Below are 20,329 nucleotides of genomic sequence, written 5' to 3'. Positions count from 1 at the left end.
GCAGGGGTGGGTAGGCGGGCCCGCTGCAGAGGTGGAGCCCGGGCAAGGCTCCGCGGGCCCGCCCGACGCTGGCCGCCTGTCCTTCGTGCGTGTGGCCAACCCGCGCGTCGGTCCCCGGCGCGGGGCGGTGTTCGAGCCGTGGGGGACGGTTCGGTGTTGTCCATCCCCGCGCCGGGAGTCTTTGGTCTGCCCGAGGGCCAGGGCTGGGAGGGCGTCCGGGCCGCCGGGCAGAACTCATGCGGTAGGCGTGCGGTTCACCGGCCACCGGTCCGGGGCGAGTACAGCGCGTACGGTCTTGCCGCCGCCTTCGTGCGGCAGGAACCACGTGACTCGGGCTCCCAGGCGGGCGACGTGCCACAGGCCGCGGCCCTTTTCCCCACGGATGGCAGCCTCCCAGTCAGGGAAGGCCGGCACAGTGTCGCAGACGTCGAAGACGATGGCGCCAGCATCCGTGAGGGACACAGCCAGGGAAAGCCTGCGGTCCTCCAGGGGCACGTGGGTGGGCAGGCCGTGGCGTACGCCGTTATCCACGAGTCGGCTGACGACTTCCACGGCGCGCATCATGTCGCCGCCCCAGTTCATCGCGGTGACCGTTGTTCGGGTCCAGAAGCGGGCCGTCAGAACTGCGCGCTGGATGCCGGGAAGCTCGGTGGTCCTGCGCAGCAGCACCGCCCCGGCGGGGGAGAGGGATTCGGGAGCGGTCACGGCACCTCGCTCAGGGAGTCCGGCGCCTTCACGCACCCGATCTCGGCCAGCAGCTCGAGTAACTCCTGGACCGCCCACCCCATTCGCCGCAGGTGGCTCACGGCCCTTCCGTAGTCGCCCGGCATCTCGGCATGGATCGACTGGCGGGCGCTGGCGATGTGTTGTACGGCCCGCGGGTCCTGCTTCTCGACCTCGAAGGTGGTGGCGATCCCTACGAGCTGCGTCAGGTCGCCGCGCAGTCGCCACCCCAGTTCTTCCACCCGCTCCTCGGACGGAGCGACGGTGTCGAGAACATCGCCGGCGTCGTCAAGCAAGGCGTCACCGTCGTAGGGATTCCAGGCACGGACCGCCGTCAGCGCTGCCCGTAAGGCTGCCTCGCTCGGGAGCTGCGCGGGTTCCACCGAGTGGGTCCACCTGGGCACGGCCCCGCTGGTGCGGCTGGAAAGCATGGTCGTGGTCACCGGCTCTCGCCCTCTCTGCGGAGGTCGCACCACACGCCGGTTCCCTGGTCGTTGCTGCCCCAGGTCCCCCCGTTCTCCTTCACCAGCGCTGCGACGAGGGCGAGACCCCGGCCCGCTTCGGCGTCGTCATCTGCGTCGTGAAGCTCGATGGTGGCCGGCATTCCGTCGTCGACCGTGATGCGGAGAAAGCCGCCCTGGAGCATGAGGCGGAGCCGGATCTCCTGGGTGCCGCTGTGGAGGAGGGCGTTCGTCAGCAGCTCGGAGACGATCAGCATCGCGTCGTCCATCAACGCCTCGCATCCGCCGAACCGGATTTTCGCGGCAGCGATCCGACGCATGGTGCCGATGCGCCACGCGTCCTCTTGGCGGGGCGGCGCGTCACCGCGGCGCGGAGCAACCCGAATGCATTCGTCCATCAGGTCCCCGTCACGGCGGAGGCCGGGATAGGGCGCCCGTATGGCTGTCGTCGTCATCACGTCCTTTTGGGCGAGCTTGGGGCCGACCGGATCAGGCGCGTGGGCACTGTCGCAGTGCAGTAAGGGCGCGGAGAGCAGTCCCTGGGCGGAGCCATGAAGAGCGCGTTGACAGGTGCGCTGCTGGGCAGCGTTACGCCCCAGGTTCGCGCTCACCGTTCGACCTCCGTCACGCCGTGCATGCCCGCGCAGTACTTGCAGGCGTACAGGCGGACGCCGAGCGCGCGCAGTATCCGTACCGGGAACCGTCGATCGGGTGTGCCGGAGCACCAGCGGCCAGAGGCGCCCTGGCGCTGCCGGTCGCTCAGCACCTCGAATGGCAGCGCCGGGGCGTCGAGCCCGTCGGAGGATGGTTGCGGGGTCGTGCTGCGCGTCGTCATGTCGTCGCCTCGCGCTCGCGGTCGGATTTGGCGTGGTCGTCCCCGACGCCGGAGTGGAGACGACCACCGAGGGCACAACGCGCCCCGGTGCGGGGGCGGTTGACTTGACACTCAGTCAACGATCACCGTGTGCTGTGGGACCATCACTGATGCGGCATGCGCATACAGATATGCGCGCGGCGGGCACGAGTAGATGCCGAATGCCGCATGGACTCGTAGCGTGGGGGTACGTCGTGGACTTCCAGACAGGCCCGATTCGGGACGCCTCGCGGGCCGGGGACTATGGACGCGTCATCGAACTGACTCGCAAGGGGCGACAGATGACGCAAGCGGCACTCGGGCAGGCCCTTGGCCTGTCTCAGTCCGCAGTCTCCCGTCTGGAAAAACGCGGCTCAGCCTCGTACAGCACGGACGTCCTAACTGCGGCGGTTGCACATCTTCAGATTCCGCCGGCATTGGTGGGTCTGGCAGACGGGCGCGCGGCGCAGGCTAAGGCGAGAGACGACGATCCCATGCACCGACGCACCGTCCTCGGCGGCGCGGTCGCCGCGATGGCAGCCCCCATCCTGGCCGCCGTGTCAGACACGCACGACACCACCGGCGGACAGGCCGCCGCCCTGCGGCTGACCACAAGTGCCTACCGCAGACTCGACGGCACCACCCCCTCCCGAGATCTTGCCGACGCGGTGGAAGGCCATATCCGGCTCATCCAGACCATCACTCGCACCGCGAACAGCGACGCAGACCGGGCGCGGTTGGCCGCAGCGGGCAGTGAAGCCGCATCCTTCGCGGGCTGGCTCGCGTGGGACAAGGCCGATCACGGGTCGGCCCGCTCCTGGTACGGCGGTGCCATAAAAGCAGCCCGAACGTCCCAAAACGCGCTCCTGACCGCCTACCAGACCGGCACGCTCGCCCAGTTCGAGGCATACGCCGGGAACGGCGTGGAGGCCTTGAACCTCGCCCGCCGCGCTCGCCGGGTACTCGGCGACCAACACCCGGTCGTCGCCGACGCATGGCTGTCAAGCGTCGAAGCCCTCGGGCACGCGACAGCCGGCGACCGGCGCAGAGCCGACCAATCCCTGACCGCATCACGCACAGCAGCGGAGGCACTGACGGCCGACCAGGAGCCGCTACCGTGGCCGTGGGTTTTCTCCTTCACCCCAGACAAGGTGGCTGCATGCCGCGCCACCTGCGGCGCACGCCTCGGGTTGCCGGACTGGGTGCTTGCTGAGGACGTGGAGGCCCTGACCACCGGCCATGCGAAACAACGCGCACTGCTAGTCCTCGACATCGCCGCTGGACATCTCGCCGCTGGACGAGCAGAGGCGGCTTTCGCCCTGGCATCCAGAGCACTCGACATCGGCCTTCACTACAGGTCCGGCCGGATTGTGGAACGCGCTCGCGCCGTGCGCCGTAGCCTCACCACCACCTCACCGCCCAAAGTGGTGCGGGACTTTGACGAGCGCCTGCACGGCGTCTACCTGTAGGAGAGTGACCACGGCATGAGGGTTGGGATCACCGGGCACCGCGGACTGAGCACGGATGTCGAGGAAAAGGTACGGGCTCTCCTGGCCGACCAGGTCAAGGCGTACGACCCGGCCGAACTAGTCGGCGTCTCGTGCATCGCCGACGGCCCCGACTCCTGGTTCGCCGAAACCGTGCTGAAGCGTGGCGGCAGTCTTAAGGTCGTTGTCCCGGCCGCCAAGTACCGCGAGAGCCTGCCCGACTGGCACCACCCTGTCTACGACCGGCTCATCTCCCGAGCGGCCGACGTCCACTACACCGGCATGGCCCAGTCGACTCCCGAAGCCCATCAGGCTGGCTCCGAGATCCTCGTCGGCTTGGTGGATGAGCTGATCGCCGTATGGGACGGGAAGCCCGCGCGAGGGTACGGGGGCACCGCGGATGTGGTGGCGTACGCAGAGCGGGTAGGCGTGCCGGTGCGAGTGCTGTGGCCCGAGGGCGCCAGCCGATGACGGCCCCCCCATCGAACTCCGCACCGTTACAATGCTCCATCCCGGTTCGCGGTGATCTGCTCGACGTGTGCGCCGCTGTGCGCGCCCCGCTCCTCTACCTGCCGAACTGCGCCGTTACCGCCTTCGGTGAGCGCTTGGACCGGCACGGCATGTAACAGGAGTTGGGGTGTCAGCCGAGTCGAAGGAGCCACCCTCGACCTCGAAGCCGGAGAGCGCGGCTTGGTAGAGGTGGAGGGCCTTCGGTACCTGGTACGCCGGGGCCGCAGGGTGCGCCAGACCCTCTTCGACGACTCCGGGGGAAGGCTTGCGCGGTGCCCGATTTTCGTCCTCGCCGCGTGGGCGGAGCCAGTGCTCGGCGCGGACAGCGTCATCCCTTGAGAGGGCGATTTCGCCGTGTGCAGGTCAGCGTGTCGCGTCTGGGGCGATCGTGCGGTGCCTGGTGTCATTACCGCATCCGAACCGTCTGGATAGCCCGTTCACCGGGCTGCACCCAGGTGCGTTCGGGAAGCTCAACCGTTGTGATCCGGCCAGGTTCGTCTGCTGCTGTTTCTGGGTTCGTCTGGTTCGTGACAGGGTGATGGCTGTTGACTGCTGTTTCGGAAGGGCGATTATGTGACGGCACCGCCGCGGCTGGCTCGGATGCACCGTGTTCTGATCGGTGTGGTTGTGACCGGTGCCTTGATCATCGCTGGTATCGGCTTCGTCGGCTCCTACGCAGCTGTCCGCGAGTTGGCGGTCAAGAAGGGCTTCGGAAACTTCTCCTACGTCTTCCCGATCGGCGTCGACGCCGGCATCTGCGTCCTCCTGGCCCTGGACCTCCTGCTGACCTGGATCCGCATTCCGTTCTCGTTGCTCCGGCAGGGGGCTTGGCTCCTGACGGCCGCCACCATCGCGTTCAACGGTGCCTCAGCGTGGCCGGATCCGCTGGGTGTCGGCATGCACGCGGCGATCCCGATCCTGTTTGTCGTGGCGGTGGAGGCGGCCCGGCACGCGATCGGCCGTATCGCCGACATCACGGCGGACAAGCACATGGAGGGTGTCCGCCTGACGCGCTGGCTTCTGTCGCCGATTCCCACGTTCCTGCTGTGGCGTCGTATGAAGCTGTGGGAGCTGCGCTCCTACGACCAGGTCATCAAGCTCGAACAGGAACGGCTGGTTTACCAGGCCGGTCTCCGCTCGCGCTTCGGCCGGGCTTGGCGTCGGAAGGCCCCGGTGGAGTCGCTGATGCCGCTTCGACTGGCCCGCTACGGCGTCCCGCTGGCGGACACGGCCCCGGCCGGGCTGGCCGCTGCAGGCATTGACGAGCTGCCGATCCGGTTCAGCGTCGAGCGGACCCCGGTTCCTGCGCAGCGGCAGAGCCCCGAAGTTGAGGCCGCCGTCGACCAGGAGAAGGAACTGGCGCAGGCGGTGGGCGGCTCCGAGCCGCTGCGGGGGAAGCAGGTGCGAGCCGCGCACCGGGAGCAGGCGCCCGACCTTGGACGCGAAGGGAACGTCCACCACCTCGCGAGCGCTTATGAGGACTGGATGACCGCTTTCGGTTTCGAGCCCACCAGCGCGCAGTTCGCTGGGTGGCTCCAGGACCGGTACGGCATCGCCACGGCGGCGGGCGGGCCGCTGTCGGATGAGCAACTCCAACCCCTGCTGCGGCTCCTCAAGCAGCGTCACGCGCCCTCAGCCGAGGACGGGACCGAGCCCCAAGTCCCGCACGACGCGGACGACGGGTGGGGTGACTACTTCTACAACGCCTGGCTCGCGTACGCGCAGGAGCACGGGGTTCACCCCGATGCCGCCGCTCTCGCCGCGTACGTCTACGAACGCGACCGGATCACTGGCGGCGACGGCCAGCCCATCACGGGCGCAGACCTGGAGTACTTCATCTCCACCTTCCGGCAGCGCGAGTTCGACGAGACTGAGCCGCCCACCGACGTCGAAGTCACCGAGCCCGCCGCACAGGCGCCTTCAGACGACCCCTTCTCGCACGCGGATGAGCTTGAGGAGGCTCCGGCCGGCGCGGGCGCGCATCCTGCCAAGGAGAAGCGCAGCCCCAGGGTGAGCGCCGCCATTGATGACTTGGCTGGCGAGGACGGCGCGATGGGGAAGCCCGCCGCGCTCACCACCGTCGACCGCTACTACCTCGCCTGGACGGAGTACCAGTCCGAGCACGGCGAGGAGCCGAGAGCCGAGCAGCTGTCCGCCTACCTTGCGAGTAAGAAGGGCATGACCGGCCGCGGCGGGAAGCCGGTCAGCCCGTCCACCTTGCGCCGTTACCTCTTGCCGTTCCGTGTCTACAACGTCTGGGCGGAACACCGGGTACGCGATGAAATCCCGTCGCTCGATGCCATTGCGCAGGAGTGCGCGGCCCGCGGTGTCACCGCGCAGCACAGCAAGCCGCTCACCAGCGACTACATTGCAGAACAGGCCGATGACTTCGAGCGGCGCTGGCAGGCACTGACCCGCCACCACGCGCAGCAGTGACAATTTGCGCCCCGGTCGTCACTGCGTACCAGTGATCCTGTCAGCGCCACGGCTGCACATCGAAGAGATACCACAGGTCACCCCAGCATTGCGCCGACTGGCTGTCTATTGCGCAGCTGGTGCGCACAGCGGTCTGCGCACTGAACCAGTCGCCGAGTAAGTCGCTGTTTTCAATCCGATCTTGCGGGGTGTCGATCGAACGTGAGTGTCCTTGGGTAGCTGCGGTGGCGGCCAGCGAGATACCGAGACGTGACGGGGAGAAGCAACGCCGTCGACTCGGGTTTCACCGGTGGCGGCTGTCCGCCTCCGCCTGGATCAGCATCCGCTTGAGCAGGGCGCTGAGCGCGTCCTGCTCTGTCGGGTCGAGCGGGGCGACCATCGAGTCCTCCGCCTGCCCGCGCAGCTCCATCGCGGCCAGCCAGCGGGTGCGCCCCGCCTCGGTGAGCTCCACGTCCACCCGGCGTCGGTCCTGACTGCTGCGCACACGTCGCACCAGCCCTGACTGTTCCAAGGTGTCCAGGCGGCCCGTCATGCCGGCAGGGGAAAGCATGAGTTCAGCCGCCAGCTCGGAGGGGGTGGCCCGCCCCGGGGCCTCACGCGCGCCGAGCCGATGCAGCGTGGCGAACTCGAACTCCTGCAGGCCCACCTCGGCCAGAGCGCGGTCTTTGGCCTGGCCGACGTGCTTGGCCAGGAGCTGTATGCGGGTGATGATCCCCTCCACCCGCGCGTCGAACGGGGCCTTGCCACGCCAGCGTGCAAGGTGCACGTCGACGGAGTCGTCCCCCTCTGCGGGCCGCTCCCGGCCCTGACTCTCGGTGTCCATGTCCCCAGTATGCTACGCCAACTTATATTTCGTTGCCAAATGATTAGCTGGCGAAATACTATGCGTGCATGACGCAACCCATGCGCCGACTGCTGGTCGGCCGTACCTGTGCGGCGCTGGCCACCGCGCTGATACCCACCACGCTCACGCTCGCGCTGCTTCGAGGGCACGCCGCCGGCTCGACGGGTTCGGCGGGGGATCTGGGCCTGGTGCTGGCCTGCGAACTGCTGCCCATGCTGGTGCTGCTGCCTTTCGCCGGCGTGCTGGCGGACCGCTTCCCGCCACAGCGGGTCGTGCTCACCGCCGATCTACTCAGGGGCGCGGCGCAGACCGCGATCGGCGCGGAGCTGCTCTGCGGCCTGGTCCGGGTGCCCGACCTCGCCGCGCTCGCCGCGGTCACCGGCGCCGCGGTCGCCTTCGGCACCCCAGCGGTCCGCACCCTGGTCGTGGCCACCGTCGACGCCGAGCAGCGGCTGCGGATGAACTCGCGGCTGGACGTTGCCACCGGCCTGGCCCAGACCGCCGGCCCTGCTACGGCGGGCGGCATGATGCTGATGCTCGGCGCCGGCTGGTCCTCGCTACTGACCGGCGCGCTCTTCATCGGCTCTGCGACCACCCTGGGCGGCCTGCACACCCGCCGGGCCACCAGGCCGGCCGACGGCGGCCACGCGGGGTTCCGGGCGCAGTTGCGTGAAGGCTGGACCGAGACCCGGCGCCACCGCTGGTTCCTCACCAATGTGCTGGGCCATGGAGTATGGCATCTGGCGGCTGGCTTCCTGCTCACCCTGGGACCGCTGATCGCTGTCCGGAGCATGGGCGGTGACGGCGCGTGGGTCCTGGTGGCCCAGCTGGGGACCGTCGGCATGCTGGTCGGTGCTTTTGCCGCAGGACGGCTGCCGATGCGCCGCCCGCTGGTCGGCGTGGCCGTGGGTGCGGCCGTCTTCGCGCTGCCGCTGACGGCCTTCGGGCTGGGACTGGCGCTGCCCTGGGCGGCGTCTGCGTACTTCCTGGCGATGTTCGGGCTAGGAGTGCTCAGCCCGCTGTGGGAGACCGCCATCCAGCACCGCATCCCGCAGGAGGTGCTCGGGCGGGTAGGCTCCTTCGACGCGCTGATCTCGTTTGCCGCCCGCCCGTTGGGCCTGGCCGTGGCCGTTCCGGTTGCCACCCTCCTCGGCACCTCGGCGCCACTGCTGGCAGGCGCGGTGCTCGTGGCAGCGGCGAACCTGGCCGTGCTGCTGCTGCCTGAGGCATGGGAGCACGCGGAGCCGGTCACGGCACAGGGCGATGCCAGGCGCGAACCTGTGGCCGCGGCGGGCCGGGTTCAGTCGGAGGCCGGCTCCAGGGCAGCGGACGGCAGGTAGCCGGAGGATTGCAGACCCGGTGTCGGCTCGTGCCGTGGCCTGACTGACTGTCGTCGTGCCCATCTTGAGGGACACGACGGGGGGTCCCGATGGGGTGATCGTGGCAACTGCCGCGCATAAGAACAGGGCCTCTTGGTAGCTCGAAAGGTGTCTACGCCAACGAGCTGTCCAGGAGGCCCTGTTGCCGAGGTCGGCATGGTGGGAGCCGATTCCACTCCGGTCACTCTCGCGTGTGACTGCCTGGCGCACAGGTTGCCGAACGCCGGCGACCACGGGGCGCGCCAACGCCGCTACCCGACCGACATCTCGGACGCCGAGTGGGCGGTGGTCAGGCCGCTGCTGCCGGTGCCGGGCTGGCTGCGGGGCCGGGGCGGCCGGCCGGAGGCGCACTGCCACCGAGCGATACTCGATCAATGCCACGAAGTTAAGGCTCAGTTGACGGTGTCAAGGCCCCGGGAAGAGGGACCTTGTACGTACTCGGTGCCGTACGGATGAGTCGGCCGTTGCGCGCCCAGTAGCAGAGCTGCGCGTTGAAGCCGCTCAGCACACGCCCGGTGGCGATGAGGCCGAGATGCCCTGCGATGTCGCGGGCGTGCATGGCCTGGTTGGAGTTCTCCGCCAAGATCCGGCAGACCTGTCCCCAGCGGCCGGAAGCGGCCCGGACTGGGGCATGCGTGGTAGGGAGAGCCGGTGGATGCACGGTGATCACGATGGCGGTGATCGGCGTACTGTCGCGAGGCCGCCCGTCGCGGTTCCAGATGTTGTAGCGGGATGTACCGCACTTGACGATGCGAGCGGACAGCCGCATTCGGCGCTTGGGCAGCAACGCCTTCAGGACGCGGGTGCCAATGTGTCCTACCAGGTCGGGGCGTCCGCTCGGAGTTGCGGCCGCAGCCATCCCAGCGACGCCAACGACCGTGTCGCGCGCGGCCTCCAGGGCCATGGTGAAGCCGGCTCGGATGGGATCGCAGCCAGGCACTGTCTCCACTGCGGTCACCATCATCGAGCGCAGAGCCTGGTAGATGGTCAGGAGTGCCCACATCTCCTGGGTGAGGCCCACCGGGTCCTTCGACCGTAGAACGCGCCCTTTGAGCAGGGTGTGACGCAGTGCCAGATAGGCGGTCTCGATCTCCCAGCGCTCGTGATAGAGACCGACCAGGCGGTCTGCCGGGTCGGTGCGGTGGTCGCTCAGCGTGGTGAGCAGACGATAGGTTCCGCCGAAGTCGTCGCCGCCGGCGGTACGGGAGCGGACCTCGGCCTCGATCACTCTCAGTCGGACGCCGCCGATCCGGGTGAGGTAGGAGCCGTCGGGCAGCAGCGCAAGCACCGGTGGGCGCCGGGTGCTGGTGGCACGGATCAGCAACTGCGCCCCCTGAGCCACGACGTCTGCGAGCAGTTTGTTGCTGTCGAAGGCGCGGTCAGCCAGCAGGAGCATGTCCGAAGTCAAGTGGCTGACCAGGTCGTGGGCGTAGTCGGTTTCGCCCTTCGAGGCGGGGCCGAAGGCGGCGGTGATCAGGCCCCGGGTGCTGGTTTCGCACAACGTCATCAGCATCAGCCGGGGGTAGCCGGAAGGGCCATGGCGGCGCGGCGTACGGCCGAGCCAGGACCGATTGCGCTCGTGGTCGGGGACGTTCAAGCTCCCACAGCCGTCGAAGGCGACCGTCCGCCAGCGTCGGTAGCGCACTCCGGGGGTGGACGGCTGGGCCAACGGGCCCGCCAGCACCTCGAACAGCCGCTGGAACGGGACCACTCCGATCCTCCGACGCAGATCGCGAAGGGCCTTCTCCGACGTCTGCGGCACTGCGGCGGCCAGTCCGGCCACGAGTTTTCCCCACACCAGCCCGGCACCCAGATGCTCGAACAACCCGAGCGCGAGCACGAAGTACACCCCGACGCGCGAGGGGAGACTGCGCAGCCGGCGCTCGCGCGTCCCGGTCTCCTCCAGCACCGCATCCACCAGCTCGGTCGGGATGACCTGCGTCAATTCACCGACGTGTCCGGGCGCGAACACGTCATCGATTCTGTACGTGACAGACTGTGTCACAGGGCCTCTGCTCTCTCAGGAAGATCTTGGTCGATCCCCTGGATAGCAGAGGCCCGTCTCACGTCGCGGTCGCGCTTGACACCTTCAACTGAGCCTTAACTTCGTGGCATTGCATGCTCGATGCGATCCGCTACCTCGTGGACAACGGGATCAAGAGGCAAGTTATTGAGAATTGAGACAGGGGCGTGATCCTTCGTTCGGTGGGGTGAAGTCGGTCTGAGGGGTCGCTGGCTGTGTGACGGTCCGGTCATTCCGGGCGGGTGTCAGTGGTGCCTGCGATCGTGTGCGGCGTGGATGAACTCGTGGAACGTGTTGACGCTCGGGACCGTGTGCTGGGGGTAGTCAGTCGGCGGGACGCCGTTCGGGAGGGCTGGCTGCACCGGGTTGGCGTGGTGGTGTGCCGCGATAGGCAAGGCCGTTTTCTCGTCCACCGGCGGGCCGAGCACCTGTCCCGTTTCCCTGGGCACTACGAACTCGGGGTCGGGGGTGCTGCGGGAGTCGGCGAGTCCTATGAGCAGGCAGCTGCCCGCGAGCTCAGCGAGGAGCTGGGAGTGCGGGCGACAGTGTGCCTTCGGTTCAAGTTCCTCAACCGGGGCGGGCTCAGCTCTTACTGGCTTGCGGTCTGTGACGCTGTGCTTCCGGAGATCGTCGCCCCTGATCCGGAAGAGGTGGCCTGGCGCGGGTGGCTGACTGAGTCCGAGCTGCGGCGGGCTCTGCAGCAGTGGACCTTCACTCCTGATAGCCGGGCGGTTTTCGATCGATATCTTGCTTGTCGCGCTGCCCCGGCTTCTGCGCAGGAAGGGTGCTCATGAGCTGGGTCGGTGGGACGAAGGCGACGGTCGTTCCGAGGTCCCGGGGAGTGGGGCCGGCGGGGGTTGGGGTGTCCGCAAGACGTTCGGCGGCCCCGAAGTTGAGGCCTCCGTCGACCAGGAGAGGGAACTGGAGCAGGTGCGCGGCGCCGAGCCGCAGCCGGGGGAGCAGGTGCGAGCCGCACATCAGGGGCACCTGCTTGGCCTGCCGGGACGGACCGTTGGACTGAGGTCCGGTGCAAGGAGCCGGAGAGCCTGCCCCGCTGCCCGGGGGGCGTCGCCGAGCTCGTCGGTCTGCTCGCGCTCGGCGATGCCCGACGTTTGCGTTGGTCAGGGCCTATGGGAGCGGGTTGAGGTGATCACGACGGATGTGTAGGGCATGGTGGCGTGGCCGCCGAGCTTGTCGATCGCGGTTCCGGCGTTGTCCAGGACCTCGGCCATTTTGTCTGTGGGGAGTTGGGTGAGGCCGCCGAAGGTGGGGAGTTGGTCGAGCCACTCCTCTCGGGAGTAGGTGTGCTCCCAGGTGAAGCGCCACTGTTCCGGCTGGCTGAAGGTGCCGGTCTGCCGAATCCCTGCCGAGCACCGTGAACACGGAGTACAGCATGTTGGCGGCAGAGGCCATGAGGATGAGCGACCAGACCGAGGAACGTGCGCGCACCTCGTGCCAGCCGACGCGCAGTGCATCGACCATGCGCCACGGCTCGGCCGCTGCGCTCTGCGGCGGGAGCCGCAGCTGTCCGAGACAGACCGCGCTCGCCGCGAAGGTCGCGGCGTCCGCGGCGAGCGCCCACCCCGCCCCGAAGGGCAGGACGAGCAGGGTGGACAGCAGCGGCCCGGCGATCATCACAGCCGACTGGGAGGTGGCGCGCAGGGAGTTTGCCGTCTGGCGGTGTGCCGGCTCGACCAGGGACTGCAGCAGACCGGAGACGGCGGGGGTGAACACCGCACTCGCCGACCCGCCGAGGAACTGCAGGGCCGCGATGGACCAGACGGACGCGCCGCCGCCGATCACCAGCAGCGCAGTAGCCCCCTGGGTGACGAAGCGGACCAGGCCCGCGCCGAGCATCAGCCGGTGGCGCGCAAAGCGGTCCGCGATGCCGCCGCCCAGCAGCGTGAAGAGGACCAGCGGAACGGTCCGCGCGCTGAGCACGACCCCGATGTCGCCGGGTGAGCCCCGCAGGTCGAGCGCCGCGAAGGCGAGCGCAGGAGCTGCCACGAAATCGCCCAGCGCCGACGTCAGCTGGGCGAGGAAGAAGAGCCGGAAGGAGCGGTCACGCAGGACGTGCAGGCGCGCGGGCAGGGAGCGCCATGGGACGTCTGAGAGGCGCATCGGCATGCGGTCACGAACCTGCCGCAGGCCGGCGCCGACCGGGCGGTGTGCCCTGCGCGTTGAGCGTCTCCCATGTGCCGAGGGGCCGACCGCCGAGAGCGTCGTAGGCGGTGATCCTTTCCAGATGGGGCAGAAGCGCACACACGTGCGGTGGTACGACACGGGTGCCCGGGGCTGTTTCGGGGCTCACCGGGTGGGAGTCGGCCCAGCTCTGCCAGGGGTAGGGGTATCCGCTCAGGGCGGCGTCGGCCGTGGCGGGGTCGTCGAAAGCCACGTGCAGGGCGATGTCCTCGGGGGTACAGATGCCGAGCGCGGCGAGGCCGGCGTCCTGCAGGGCACAGGCACCTGCGCAGACCTCCGTCACACCCGGCACCTCCAGGGATCCCTCGGCGGTCGGGGTGCCGCCGACCGCCCCGGGGCAGGGCAGCCCCGCGCGCCGGATCTCGCCCGCGATCCTTATGGCGTAGCGGGCGGTGGCACGCCCGATGGAGACGCGGCGGCGGGCCTGCTCGGCGGTCAGGAGTCCTTGGTAGGCGGTGACGCCGTCGAACCGCAGGGCGGGCTCGGCCGCCACCGCCGCGGCCACGACGAGGAGTTGGCCGTCCGGCACGGCGGTGACGTCCTCACCGGTGCCGAGTTGGAGCCTGACCCCGACCGTGGTCCCCGCCGCGGTGGCGGCGGCGCCCAGGCCGCGGACCGCTTCCTCGGTGGTGACGTGGGCTGACAGGCGGGCCCGGTCGGCGAGTTCGGCGATGAGCCGCCAGCGCCAGGGATCGGTCCAGGGGTGCGCGACCACGACATCCGTGATGCCCGCGGCGATGTACCGGCGTGCCTGGGCCAGTTGCGTCACCGCGATGCCCGTTGCGCCCGCCGCCAGCTGGCGCTGCGCGATCTGAACGGTCCGGTGGCCTTTCACATGGCAGCGGACGCGCACACCCCGTTCGGCCACGCGCTGGTGGAAGCGGCCAATGTTGTTCTGCAGGCGGGTGAGGTCGAGATGAGCATGGATGCCGCCAGGGGATCGTTCGTCCGCCGTGTGTCTGGCGCTCATACGCTCCGCCCGTCCCATGCATCGCCGGCGAAGGAGAAGGCGGGCGGCGCTCCGTGCAGCATTGCCTCCTGGCGGGCGGCCTCGGCGGGCGCGGGCACGCCGACCGCGGTGACGCCGCACGGGATTTCATGCCGCCAGTCCAGGCCGAGCAGCTCTTCGACCGCTGTGTCCCGTATGGCGGCGGTGAATGCGACGCCGAGGCCCAGCGCCGTGCCGGTCAGGTACGCGGTCTGGCTGAAGTGGCCGAGTTCCATGTAGAGGGTGCGATAGGTGCGGCCCATCAGGTATTTCCAGGCGACGCGGTCCAGGGCCGATGTGTAGAGCAGCACCACGGAGGCATCCTGGACAAAGCTCTGCCCGCCGCACATGTCGACGAGCCGACCGGCGTCGAGCGGACCGGTGTCGAGTGCCTCAAGGGCGTGAGCGGTCGGGTGGTAGTGGTAGACACCCGCGGGAATGCCCGTCACGTTCCGGACCACCGGATACACCTCGAGGGACTGGCGTGCGCCGCCCGAGGGGCTGGCCCTGAGCAGGGAGGGGCGGAACTCCGGAGACTCCACGACATGCTGTACTCCGGCCAGCCAGTACAGCAGGGTGGCCAACTGGTCCGTGAGCATGGGCTGTTCGGGATCAAACCTCCGGGTGGTGCGGCGTCTGCGCAGCACGGAGTCCAGACCCTGGGCGGCGAACCGCGCATTGTCAGCCGGCGGCAGCACCAGTCGTTCGGCGTTCGGATACTCCTTGATCTCGGCCGGCTGGGGGCGGTCCGCCCGGTTCTCCAGCAGCCAGGCGGTGTCCTCGGCCGCGGAGCGGAAGTCGTCGGTGCGGGTCGTGCGCGAGGCCAGGTGGAAGTACGTCGCCGCGGTGCCCCACTCGGACCAGGGCCCGAGAGACTCAGCGAACCGGTGCTCGGCCGTCCCCTCGGCGATCAGAATGCAGGCCTCGTGCAACTGGCGCACGAGCCATGGGTCCGGAGTGACCCCCGGCTCCGCGGACTCGGCCACATCTTTCCAGTCGGCGAAGTGCAACAGTACTCGCTGGGCCTCAGGCCTCAGGGCCAGCTGGCGGTGCCGCAACGGATCGTCACAGATCAACTGTCCTCTTCGCCAGGTGAACACGCACAGCGGAGAGACGCGCAGGCGCATGAAGACGTCAGGCCGCCGGCGGTACCAGACAGGTCTGGGGGCGGTCGTATTCGTCGTCGAGCAGTTCCTCGAAAGCGGAGTTCGACATTTCGTTTTCTGTGGTGTCGATCATGATTCACGCTCCATTCTCTGACTGAGATTTCGGGGGCGAGCATGCCGTACACCGCAGTGCTCCACGCGCCGTATCCCGACCTTTATGGGAGTGGACACACGAGCCAGGAGTGCTCTGCAGCAATGACAGTCTAGCCACTTATTTGCAGTCGCTGGATATGCTTACGGGATTTGGTTACTCCTTTACCTGCAGGGACTTGCGGGATGCTGCGGGTGTGTTTTGTAGATCTTGAGATTCATTGTCCGGTTTTTGATCATTGTAAAGGTGCTGTGAGGCGCCATGATCGGGTTCCGATAAGTGTTTGACAGGCTTGGAACTTGCGTGTAAGCATGGGTGATCGTTCGACCGAAGGTATTAACGGGGTATTTGGGCTGCCTGGTAGGCGGGCTCGAAGAAGCAGCCGGAGGCGAGTGACCATCGCTGGTACGTTGCGCAAAAATCGACCATTCTTATTCTTCTGGATCAGTCAAGGTGTTTCGGTCGCCGGTGATTCGTTTTCGCTTGTCGCACTTCCTTTGCTGATCCTGCACAATACTGGCTCAGTGGTGCAGATGGGGCTACTCACGGGCCTCACCTCCGTGGGTTCCATCGGCACCGGAGTTTTCGCAGGCGTCATTGTCGACCGAGTCGATCGGCGAAAACTGATGATTGTCTGCGACATTGCGAGATCCCTGCTCTACGGGCTCATTCCGCTGCTGTGGATGATCTCCCCGCAGGTGTGGCTGCTCTATCTCGTGGTCCCGCTCGGAGCCGTATTCGGCATGGGATTCCAGATCACGTACGTCACGGCCGTCCCGAACCTGGTGGACAAGGAACAGATAACGGCAGCGAACGGCCGCCTCGAAGCGACGTACGCCGTGATGACGATCGCCGGTATGACCGGGGCCGGCCTTCTCTGCGCGGCCCTCGGGCCGGTGACCGCCGTCGCGATCGACGCCGCCAGTTTCGCCGCATCCGCCCTGGGGCTGAGCCTCATCAGATTCCGGCCACCGGAGGGTGAACACACCCCCGCCCCTGCCGGGACGGTGTCCAGGAGGGAATTCACCGCGGGCGCGCGGTTCCTGTGGCAGACCCCGTTGCTGCGCGCCCTGACCGGGCTGCTCTCCCTGCAGACGTTCATCACCCTGGGCCTCACCGACATCTTCATCTTCTATCTGAAGCACGACCTGGGGGAGGGGGACAGCGTCGTCGGCTATGTCCTCGCGGCTGCCACGATCGGGTCCATGCTCGCCGGCGGGCTGGTCGCCGTCGTCCGCAGGACGCTCGGGTTCGGTGTCACGTGGATCGGCGCGTTCACGCTGTGCGGGCTGACCATCGCGGCCATCGGATTCACCAAGAACGTCTACGGCGTGGCCGCGCTCGCCGTCGGCTTCCTCTTCTTCACCGGTCTCGCCGGCATCTGCTCGATGTCGCTGCGCCAGGAGCTGACCCCCGACGCCCTGCTCGGGCGCGTCACTTCGGCGTTTTGGACCATCCACCAGGCCGTCGGCCCGCTCGGGGCCGCCCTCCTCACCGCGGCGGTCAACGCCTACTCGGTCGCCTCGGTCTGCCTGGTCTCCGGCATCGCGTGCGCGCTGATCGCGCTGTCCGGCATCTTCACCGCGGTGGGCCGGGCGGGCGCCGGGCGCCCCCTGCGGCCCACATCCCCGATCGAAGGAACGTGAGGCGACGTGAGTACCCCGGCCGACAGGACACTTCGGCGCACCGACGAAGTCCTCGCCACGCTGACCACGGAGCTGGAGGCACTGCTCAACGCGTCCGGCCCTCTGGACCCCGACACCACGCTGGTAGCCCTCGGCCTCGACTCCCTCGCCATGTTCGACGTGCTGCACCGCATCGAGGCGCGCTTCGGCGTCACGCTCTCTCTGCGTGAGGCGTTGGCCGCGGAGGGAACCCCGCGTTCCCTGGCCCGGGCCGTGGCCGCGGCACAGGAGCAGCGTGCCACGGCAAACGCCTCCCGGCAGCGGGAGCACAGCCCGGCGGCCGATGGCGAGCGGTATCCGCTGACCGAGGGCCAGCGGCAGACCTGGTTCCTCAGCCAGCTCGGCCACGACGTCTCCCGCTCCTTCAACGAGACCGTCGTGCTCGACCTCCGCGGCGAACTGCGGGTCCCCGAACTCATCGACGCCCTGCGGACCGTCGTGGACCGGCACGAGAGCCTGCACAGCGTCTTCGCCCCCGACGGCAGCCACCAGAGCATCCGCCGGCACGAGGTCGGGATCCTGCGTTCCGACATGCGTGAGGAACCCGCCGAGCGCCGGGCCGAACTGATCGACACGTTCATGCGAGCCGGGTCGCGGCACGTCTTCGACCTGGCGCAGGGACCCTTGTACCGCATCGCCCTCGCGCGGGTCGACGAGGACCGGCACCTGCTCTCCCTCACGGGCCACGACCTCGTCGCGGACGGCGGTTCCTTCCAGATCCTGATCGACGACATCGGCGCGCTGTACAGCGCGACCTGCTCCGGGACGGACGCGGGAGCGCTGCCCGAACCCGCCCCCTACCGGCAGTTCGTCCGCACCCAGAGCGCCTATCGGGCCGGTTCGCGACGGCAGGCTGACGAGGCCTACTGGCTGGGCCGCTACCCCACGGGCATCCCCGCTCCAGAACTGCCCCTGGACCGCCCCGAGGAGGCCGGCGACCGGCGCACCGGTGACGAGGTCGTCGTCACCGTGGAGGCCGCCCTGGTCGACCGGGCCGTAGCCCGGGGACGGGACCAGGGCCACACCCCCTTCACCGTGTACTTCAGCGCCTATGCGGCTCTCCTGCACGAGATCACCGGACAGGAGGAGATCACCGTCGCTGTGCCCGTCCGGCTGCTGTCCGCGGAGGACGGGTCCCGTACGGTCGGCAACTGCGTGAGCGTCGTCCCGGTCACTACGGTGCTGCGCGCCGGCGACACCTTCCGGGACCTTTCGGACACCGCGTCCCGGTCACTGCTCGAGGCGTACGAGCACGCCCGCTACCCCCTCTCGGATCTGCTGCGAGCCCTCAAACCCGGCACCGGAAAGGGCCGCGGAACCGAGCTGCCCCTCTTCAACCTGGTGCCCGAACGCCGGGCCGCCCACTTCGCCGGCCTGGACGTGCGCATGGTTTCCGCGCCCCGCACCAGCGTCGCCGCCGATCTCGACGTCTCCCTGCGCCCGGACGGCGACGCGCTGCGGTGCACGTTCGCGTACTGCGCGGAAACCCTCGACGAGGACACCGTGCGCGGCCTGGCGGACCGGTTCCGTGAGCTGCTGGTCCGGCTCGCCGATGCACCCGACCGCCCCATCCGCCCCTACCTCCTGCCGGAACTCCTCGCACGGCACGTACGGCAACGGCCGGATCAGGCCGCCGTGATCTGCGGCACCGACCGGATCGGCTACCGCGATCTCGACGAGCGGGCGGAGCGGCTCGCGCACGGACTGCGTGCGGCCGGCGTCGGCGCCGAGTCCCGGGTGGCCATCTGCCTCGACCGCTCCATCGACCTCGTCGCGACCGTCCTCGCCGTGTGGAAGGCGGGCGGCGCCTACGTCCCGTTGAACGCCGACGACCCCGCGACGAGACACCGGCAGATCCTCGACGATGCCTCGCCCGTCGCCCTCGTCACCGGCGCCTCCCTGCGGGAACGATTCGCCGGCACGGGCCTGCCGGTCCTGACGACCGACGAGTTGGCGGCCCGGGGACAGCCGGCCCCGGCCACCGCGGCCGTCGTCCACCCGGCGTCGCTCGCATACGTCATCTACACCTCGGGCTCCACGGGCCGCCCGAAGGGTGTCATGGGCACCCACGGCGGCCTCGCGAGCACCTACCGCGCCTGGCAGGAGACCTTCGGCATCGCACCGGGTCTGGCCCAGCTACAGATGGCGAACTTCAGCTTCGACGGCTTCCTCGGCGAGACCATCCGGGCGCTGGGCTCGGGCGGGACCCTCGTCATCTGCCCGCGCGAGGTGATGCTGGATCCGGAGCGGCTGCTCGCCCTGATCGACGAACACCAGGTGCGGATCGCCGACTTCGTGCCGCCGGTACTGCGCCGCCTGGCCACCCACGCCGACGGGCACGCCGAGACCCCGCTGCGCGGGCTCGACCTGCTCATCGTCGGCTCCGACCTCGTGCACACCGAGGAGATGAAGTCCGTGCGGGGCCTGCTCGGCCCGCAGGGCGACGTCGTCAACTGCTACGGCGTGACGGAGTGCACCATCGACGCCACCGTCGCGGTGTACGTGGACGGCGACGAGAAGCACGGCAACGCCCTGATCGGCCGCGCGCTGCCGGGAGTCGAGGCCTGGGTCCTGGACGAGGACCTGCGGCCGGTACCTCCCGGCGAGACCGGCATCCTCCATCTCGGCGGAGACGCGCTCAGCCGCGGCTACCTGGCCGACCCCGCCAAGACGGCCGCAGCCTTCCTGCCGCACCCCTTCGCCGGGCAGCCGGGCCGGCGGATCTACCGCACCGGGGACCTCGTGCGCGAACGTGCCACTCCGTCGGGTCCACAGCTGGAGTACGTCGGCCGGGCGGACGAGCAGGTGAAGGTGCGCGGCTATCGCATCGAACTCGGCGAGATCGAGGCGGCGTTGCGGTCCCTTGCGGGCGTGGCCGACGCGGTGGCCGTCGCCTCTGGCCCGACCGAGGCGCGCAAGATCGACGCCTATGCCGTCCCCGTGGAAGGCGGCCCGGACACGGCCGACACCAGCGGCTGGTACGAGGGGCTGCGCGCCGTCCTGCCGCACTACATGCTGCCCGACCGCATCGTCGTGGTCGCGCAGTTGCAAACCACGAGCAACGGCAAGGTCGACCGCGCCTCGCTCACCCCCGCGGCCGGCCGGGTCGTGGCGCGGCCGGTGCACGGCGCCCACGGCTCCCGCCAGGAGGACCGGCAGCGCACGGACACCCAGCGCCGCCTGTGCGAGATCTGGGCCGAGGCCCTACAACTCGACGACGTCGCGGTGAGCGCCGACTTCTTCGACGTGGGCGGCGACTCCCTGCTCACGATGCGGGTGATCGGCGAGATCAAGGCCATCTGGGGCGCCGAGATCACCGTGAAGCAGTTCTACGACAACCCCACTGTGGCGCGGCTCGCAGCCGCGATCGACGCGGCGGTCGGCGCCGCCGGAACGGAACCTGCCGAGCACCGGCCGCTGCCGCCCATCCAGCAGATCGAACGACGCGCGGTCCGGCTTCCCGACTGACCAGCGACCGCCC

General features: G+C 69.0%; 17 protein-coding genes and 1 pseudogene. 8 read left to right on the top strand and 10 right to left on the bottom strand.

Going from position 1 to position 20,329, the window contains the following annotated elements:
- Positions 1 to 234: 234 nt before the first annotated feature.
- From ABT288_RS27760 to ABT288_RS27745, 4 genes are read right to left on the bottom strand one after another with little or no spacing between them, the layout of a single operon-like run.
- Complete coding sequence (locus tag ABT288_RS27760) at positions 235 to 705, bottom strand: ATP-binding protein (RefSeq protein WP_351613068.1); 471 nt, start codon at positions 703 to 705, stop codon at positions 235 to 237.
- Positions 702 to 1,166: a DUF6415 family natural product biosynthesis protein gene (locus tag ABT288_RS27755; protein WP_351613066.1), complete on the bottom strand. Its 465-nt coding sequence runs from the start codon at positions 1,164 to 1,166 to the stop codon at positions 702 to 704. Before ABT288_RS27755 ends, ABT288_RS27760 begins: the two co-directional genes overlap by 4 nt.
- Complete coding sequence (locus ABT288_RS27750) at positions 1,163 to 1,795, bottom strand: ATP-binding protein (RefSeq protein ID WP_351613063.1); 633 nt, start codon at positions 1,793 to 1,795, stop codon at positions 1,163 to 1,165. The genes ABT288_RS27755 and ABT288_RS27750 overlap by 4 nt, the downstream gene beginning before the upstream one ends.
- Entirely contained in the window at positions 1,792 to 2,019 is a 228-nt protein-coding gene (locus ABT288_RS27745) for a hypothetical protein (RefSeq protein WP_351613061.1), read from the bottom strand. The genes ABT288_RS27750 and ABT288_RS27745 overlap by 4 nt, the downstream gene beginning before the upstream one ends.
- A gap of 200 nt (positions 2,020 to 2,219) precedes the next feature.
- Between ABT288_RS27745 and ABT288_RS27740 the strand changes: the two genes are divergently transcribed.
- The 4 genes and pseudogenes from ABT288_RS27740 to ABT288_RS27725 all read left to right on the top strand — a co-directional run bounded on the left by ABT288_RS27740 (position 2,220) and on the right by ABT288_RS27725 (position 6,470).
- Positions 2,220 to 3,506, top strand: a complete 1,287-nt coding sequence (locus ABT288_RS27740; protein WP_502972836.1) for a helix-turn-helix domain-containing protein — start codon at positions 2,220 to 2,222, stop codon at positions 3,504 to 3,506.
- A gap of 15 nt (positions 3,507 to 3,521) precedes the next feature.
- The gene (locus ABT288_RS27735; RefSeq protein WP_351613056.1) at positions 3,522 to 3,995 is read left to right on the top strand and encodes a hypothetical protein; all 474 of its coding nucleotides are present in this window, start codon (positions 3,522 to 3,524) and stop codon (positions 3,993 to 3,995) included.
- A gap of 31 nt (positions 3,996 to 4,026) precedes the next feature.
- Positions 4,027 to 4,144: pseudogene (locus ABT288_RS27730) on the top strand (GNAT family N-acetyltransferase); the annotation flags it as partial.
- Positions 4,145 to 4,634: 490 nt separating this feature from the next.
- Positions 4,635 to 6,470: a DUF2637 domain-containing protein gene (locus ABT288_RS27725; RefSeq protein WP_351613097.1), complete on the top strand. Its 1,836-nt coding sequence runs from the start codon at positions 4,635 to 4,637 to the stop codon at positions 6,468 to 6,470.
- A gap of 283 nt (positions 6,471 to 6,753) precedes the next feature.
- Here the strand turns inward: ABT288_RS27725 and ABT288_RS27720 are convergent, their stop codons facing one another.
- Positions 6,754 to 7,293: a MarR family winged helix-turn-helix transcriptional regulator gene (locus tag ABT288_RS27720; protein ID WP_351613053.1), complete on the bottom strand. Its 540-nt coding sequence runs from the start codon at positions 7,291 to 7,293 to the stop codon at positions 6,754 to 6,756.
- Between the two features lie 68 nt (positions 7,294 to 7,361).
- Between ABT288_RS27720 and ABT288_RS27715 the strand changes: the two genes are divergently transcribed.
- Positions 7,362 to 8,654 carry an MFS transporter gene (locus tag ABT288_RS27715; RefSeq protein ID WP_351613051.1) on the top strand — a complete coding sequence of 431 codons (1,293 nt, stop codon included), beginning with the start codon at positions 7,362 to 7,364 and terminating at the stop codon, positions 8,652 to 8,654.
- A gap of 424 nt (positions 8,655 to 9,078) precedes the next feature.
- Here the strand turns inward: ABT288_RS27715 and ABT288_RS27710 are convergent, their stop codons facing one another.
- Positions 9,079 to 10,665, bottom strand: coding sequence for an IS4 family transposase (locus ABT288_RS27710; protein ID WP_351613049.1), 1,587 nt, complete (start codon positions 10,663 to 10,665; stop codon positions 9,079 to 9,081).
- A 335-nt stretch (positions 10,666 to 11,000) separates the two neighbouring features.
- Between ABT288_RS27710 and ABT288_RS27705 the strand changes: the two genes are divergently transcribed.
- Positions 11,001 to 11,510 (top strand): NUDIX domain-containing protein, encoded by a 510-nt coding sequence (locus tag ABT288_RS27705; protein WP_502972837.1) that lies wholly within the window; start codon positions 11,001 to 11,003, stop codon positions 11,508 to 11,510.
- On the opposite strand, the gene ABT288_RS27700 is transcribed toward ABT288_RS27705, so the two are convergent.
- From ABT288_RS27700 to ABT288_RS27685, 4 genes are all read right to left on the bottom strand, one after another.
- Positions 11,428 to 11,694, bottom strand: coding sequence for a hypothetical protein (locus ABT288_RS27700; protein ID WP_351613098.1), 267 nt, complete (start codon positions 11,692 to 11,694; stop codon positions 11,428 to 11,430). The two genes, ABT288_RS27705 and ABT288_RS27700, sit on opposite strands and share 83 nt — an antisense overlap.
- A gap of 150 nt (positions 11,695 to 11,844) precedes the next feature.
- On the bottom strand, positions 11,845 to 12,837 hold the full coding sequence (locus tag ABT288_RS27695) for an MFS transporter (RefSeq protein ID WP_351613044.1): 993 nt from the start codon (positions 12,835 to 12,837) through the stop codon (positions 11,845 to 11,847).
- 10 nt (positions 12,838 to 12,847) lie between these two features.
- On the bottom strand, positions 12,848 to 13,888 hold the full coding sequence (locus tag ABT288_RS27690; protein ID WP_351613041.1) for an alanine racemase: 1,041 nt from the start codon (positions 13,886 to 13,888) through the stop codon (positions 12,848 to 12,850).
- Complete coding sequence (locus ABT288_RS27685; RefSeq protein ID WP_351613038.1) at positions 13,885 to 14,847, bottom strand: SagB family peptide dehydrogenase; 963 nt, start codon at positions 14,845 to 14,847, stop codon at positions 13,885 to 13,887. The genes ABT288_RS27690 and ABT288_RS27685 overlap by 4 nt, the downstream gene beginning before the upstream one ends.
- A gap of 708 nt (positions 14,848 to 15,555) precedes the next feature.
- Between ABT288_RS27685 and ABT288_RS27680 the strand changes: the two genes are divergently transcribed.
- Together ABT288_RS27680 and ABT288_RS27675 are read left to right on the top strand one after the other, a co-directional pair.
- A complete protein-coding gene (locus tag ABT288_RS27680) occupies positions 15,556 to 16,809 on the top strand; it encodes an MFS transporter (protein WP_351613035.1) in 1,254 nt (417 codons plus the stop codon).
- Between the two features lie 6 nt (positions 16,810 to 16,815).
- Complete coding sequence (locus tag ABT288_RS27675; protein ID WP_351613033.1) at positions 16,816 to 20,316, top strand: non-ribosomal peptide synthetase; 3,501 nt, start codon at positions 16,816 to 16,818, stop codon at positions 20,314 to 20,316.
- Positions 20,317 to 20,329 lie beyond the last annotated feature (13 nt).

Origin of the sequence: Streptomyces sp. NPDC001093 (assembly GCF_040298985.1) — a bacterium.
Taxonomy (GTDB): Bacteria; Actinomycetota; Actinomycetes; order Streptomycetales; family Streptomycetaceae; genus Streptomyces.
Note: the sequence above shows the minus strand (reverse complement) of the source record. Positions and strands in the feature narration are given on the sequence as shown.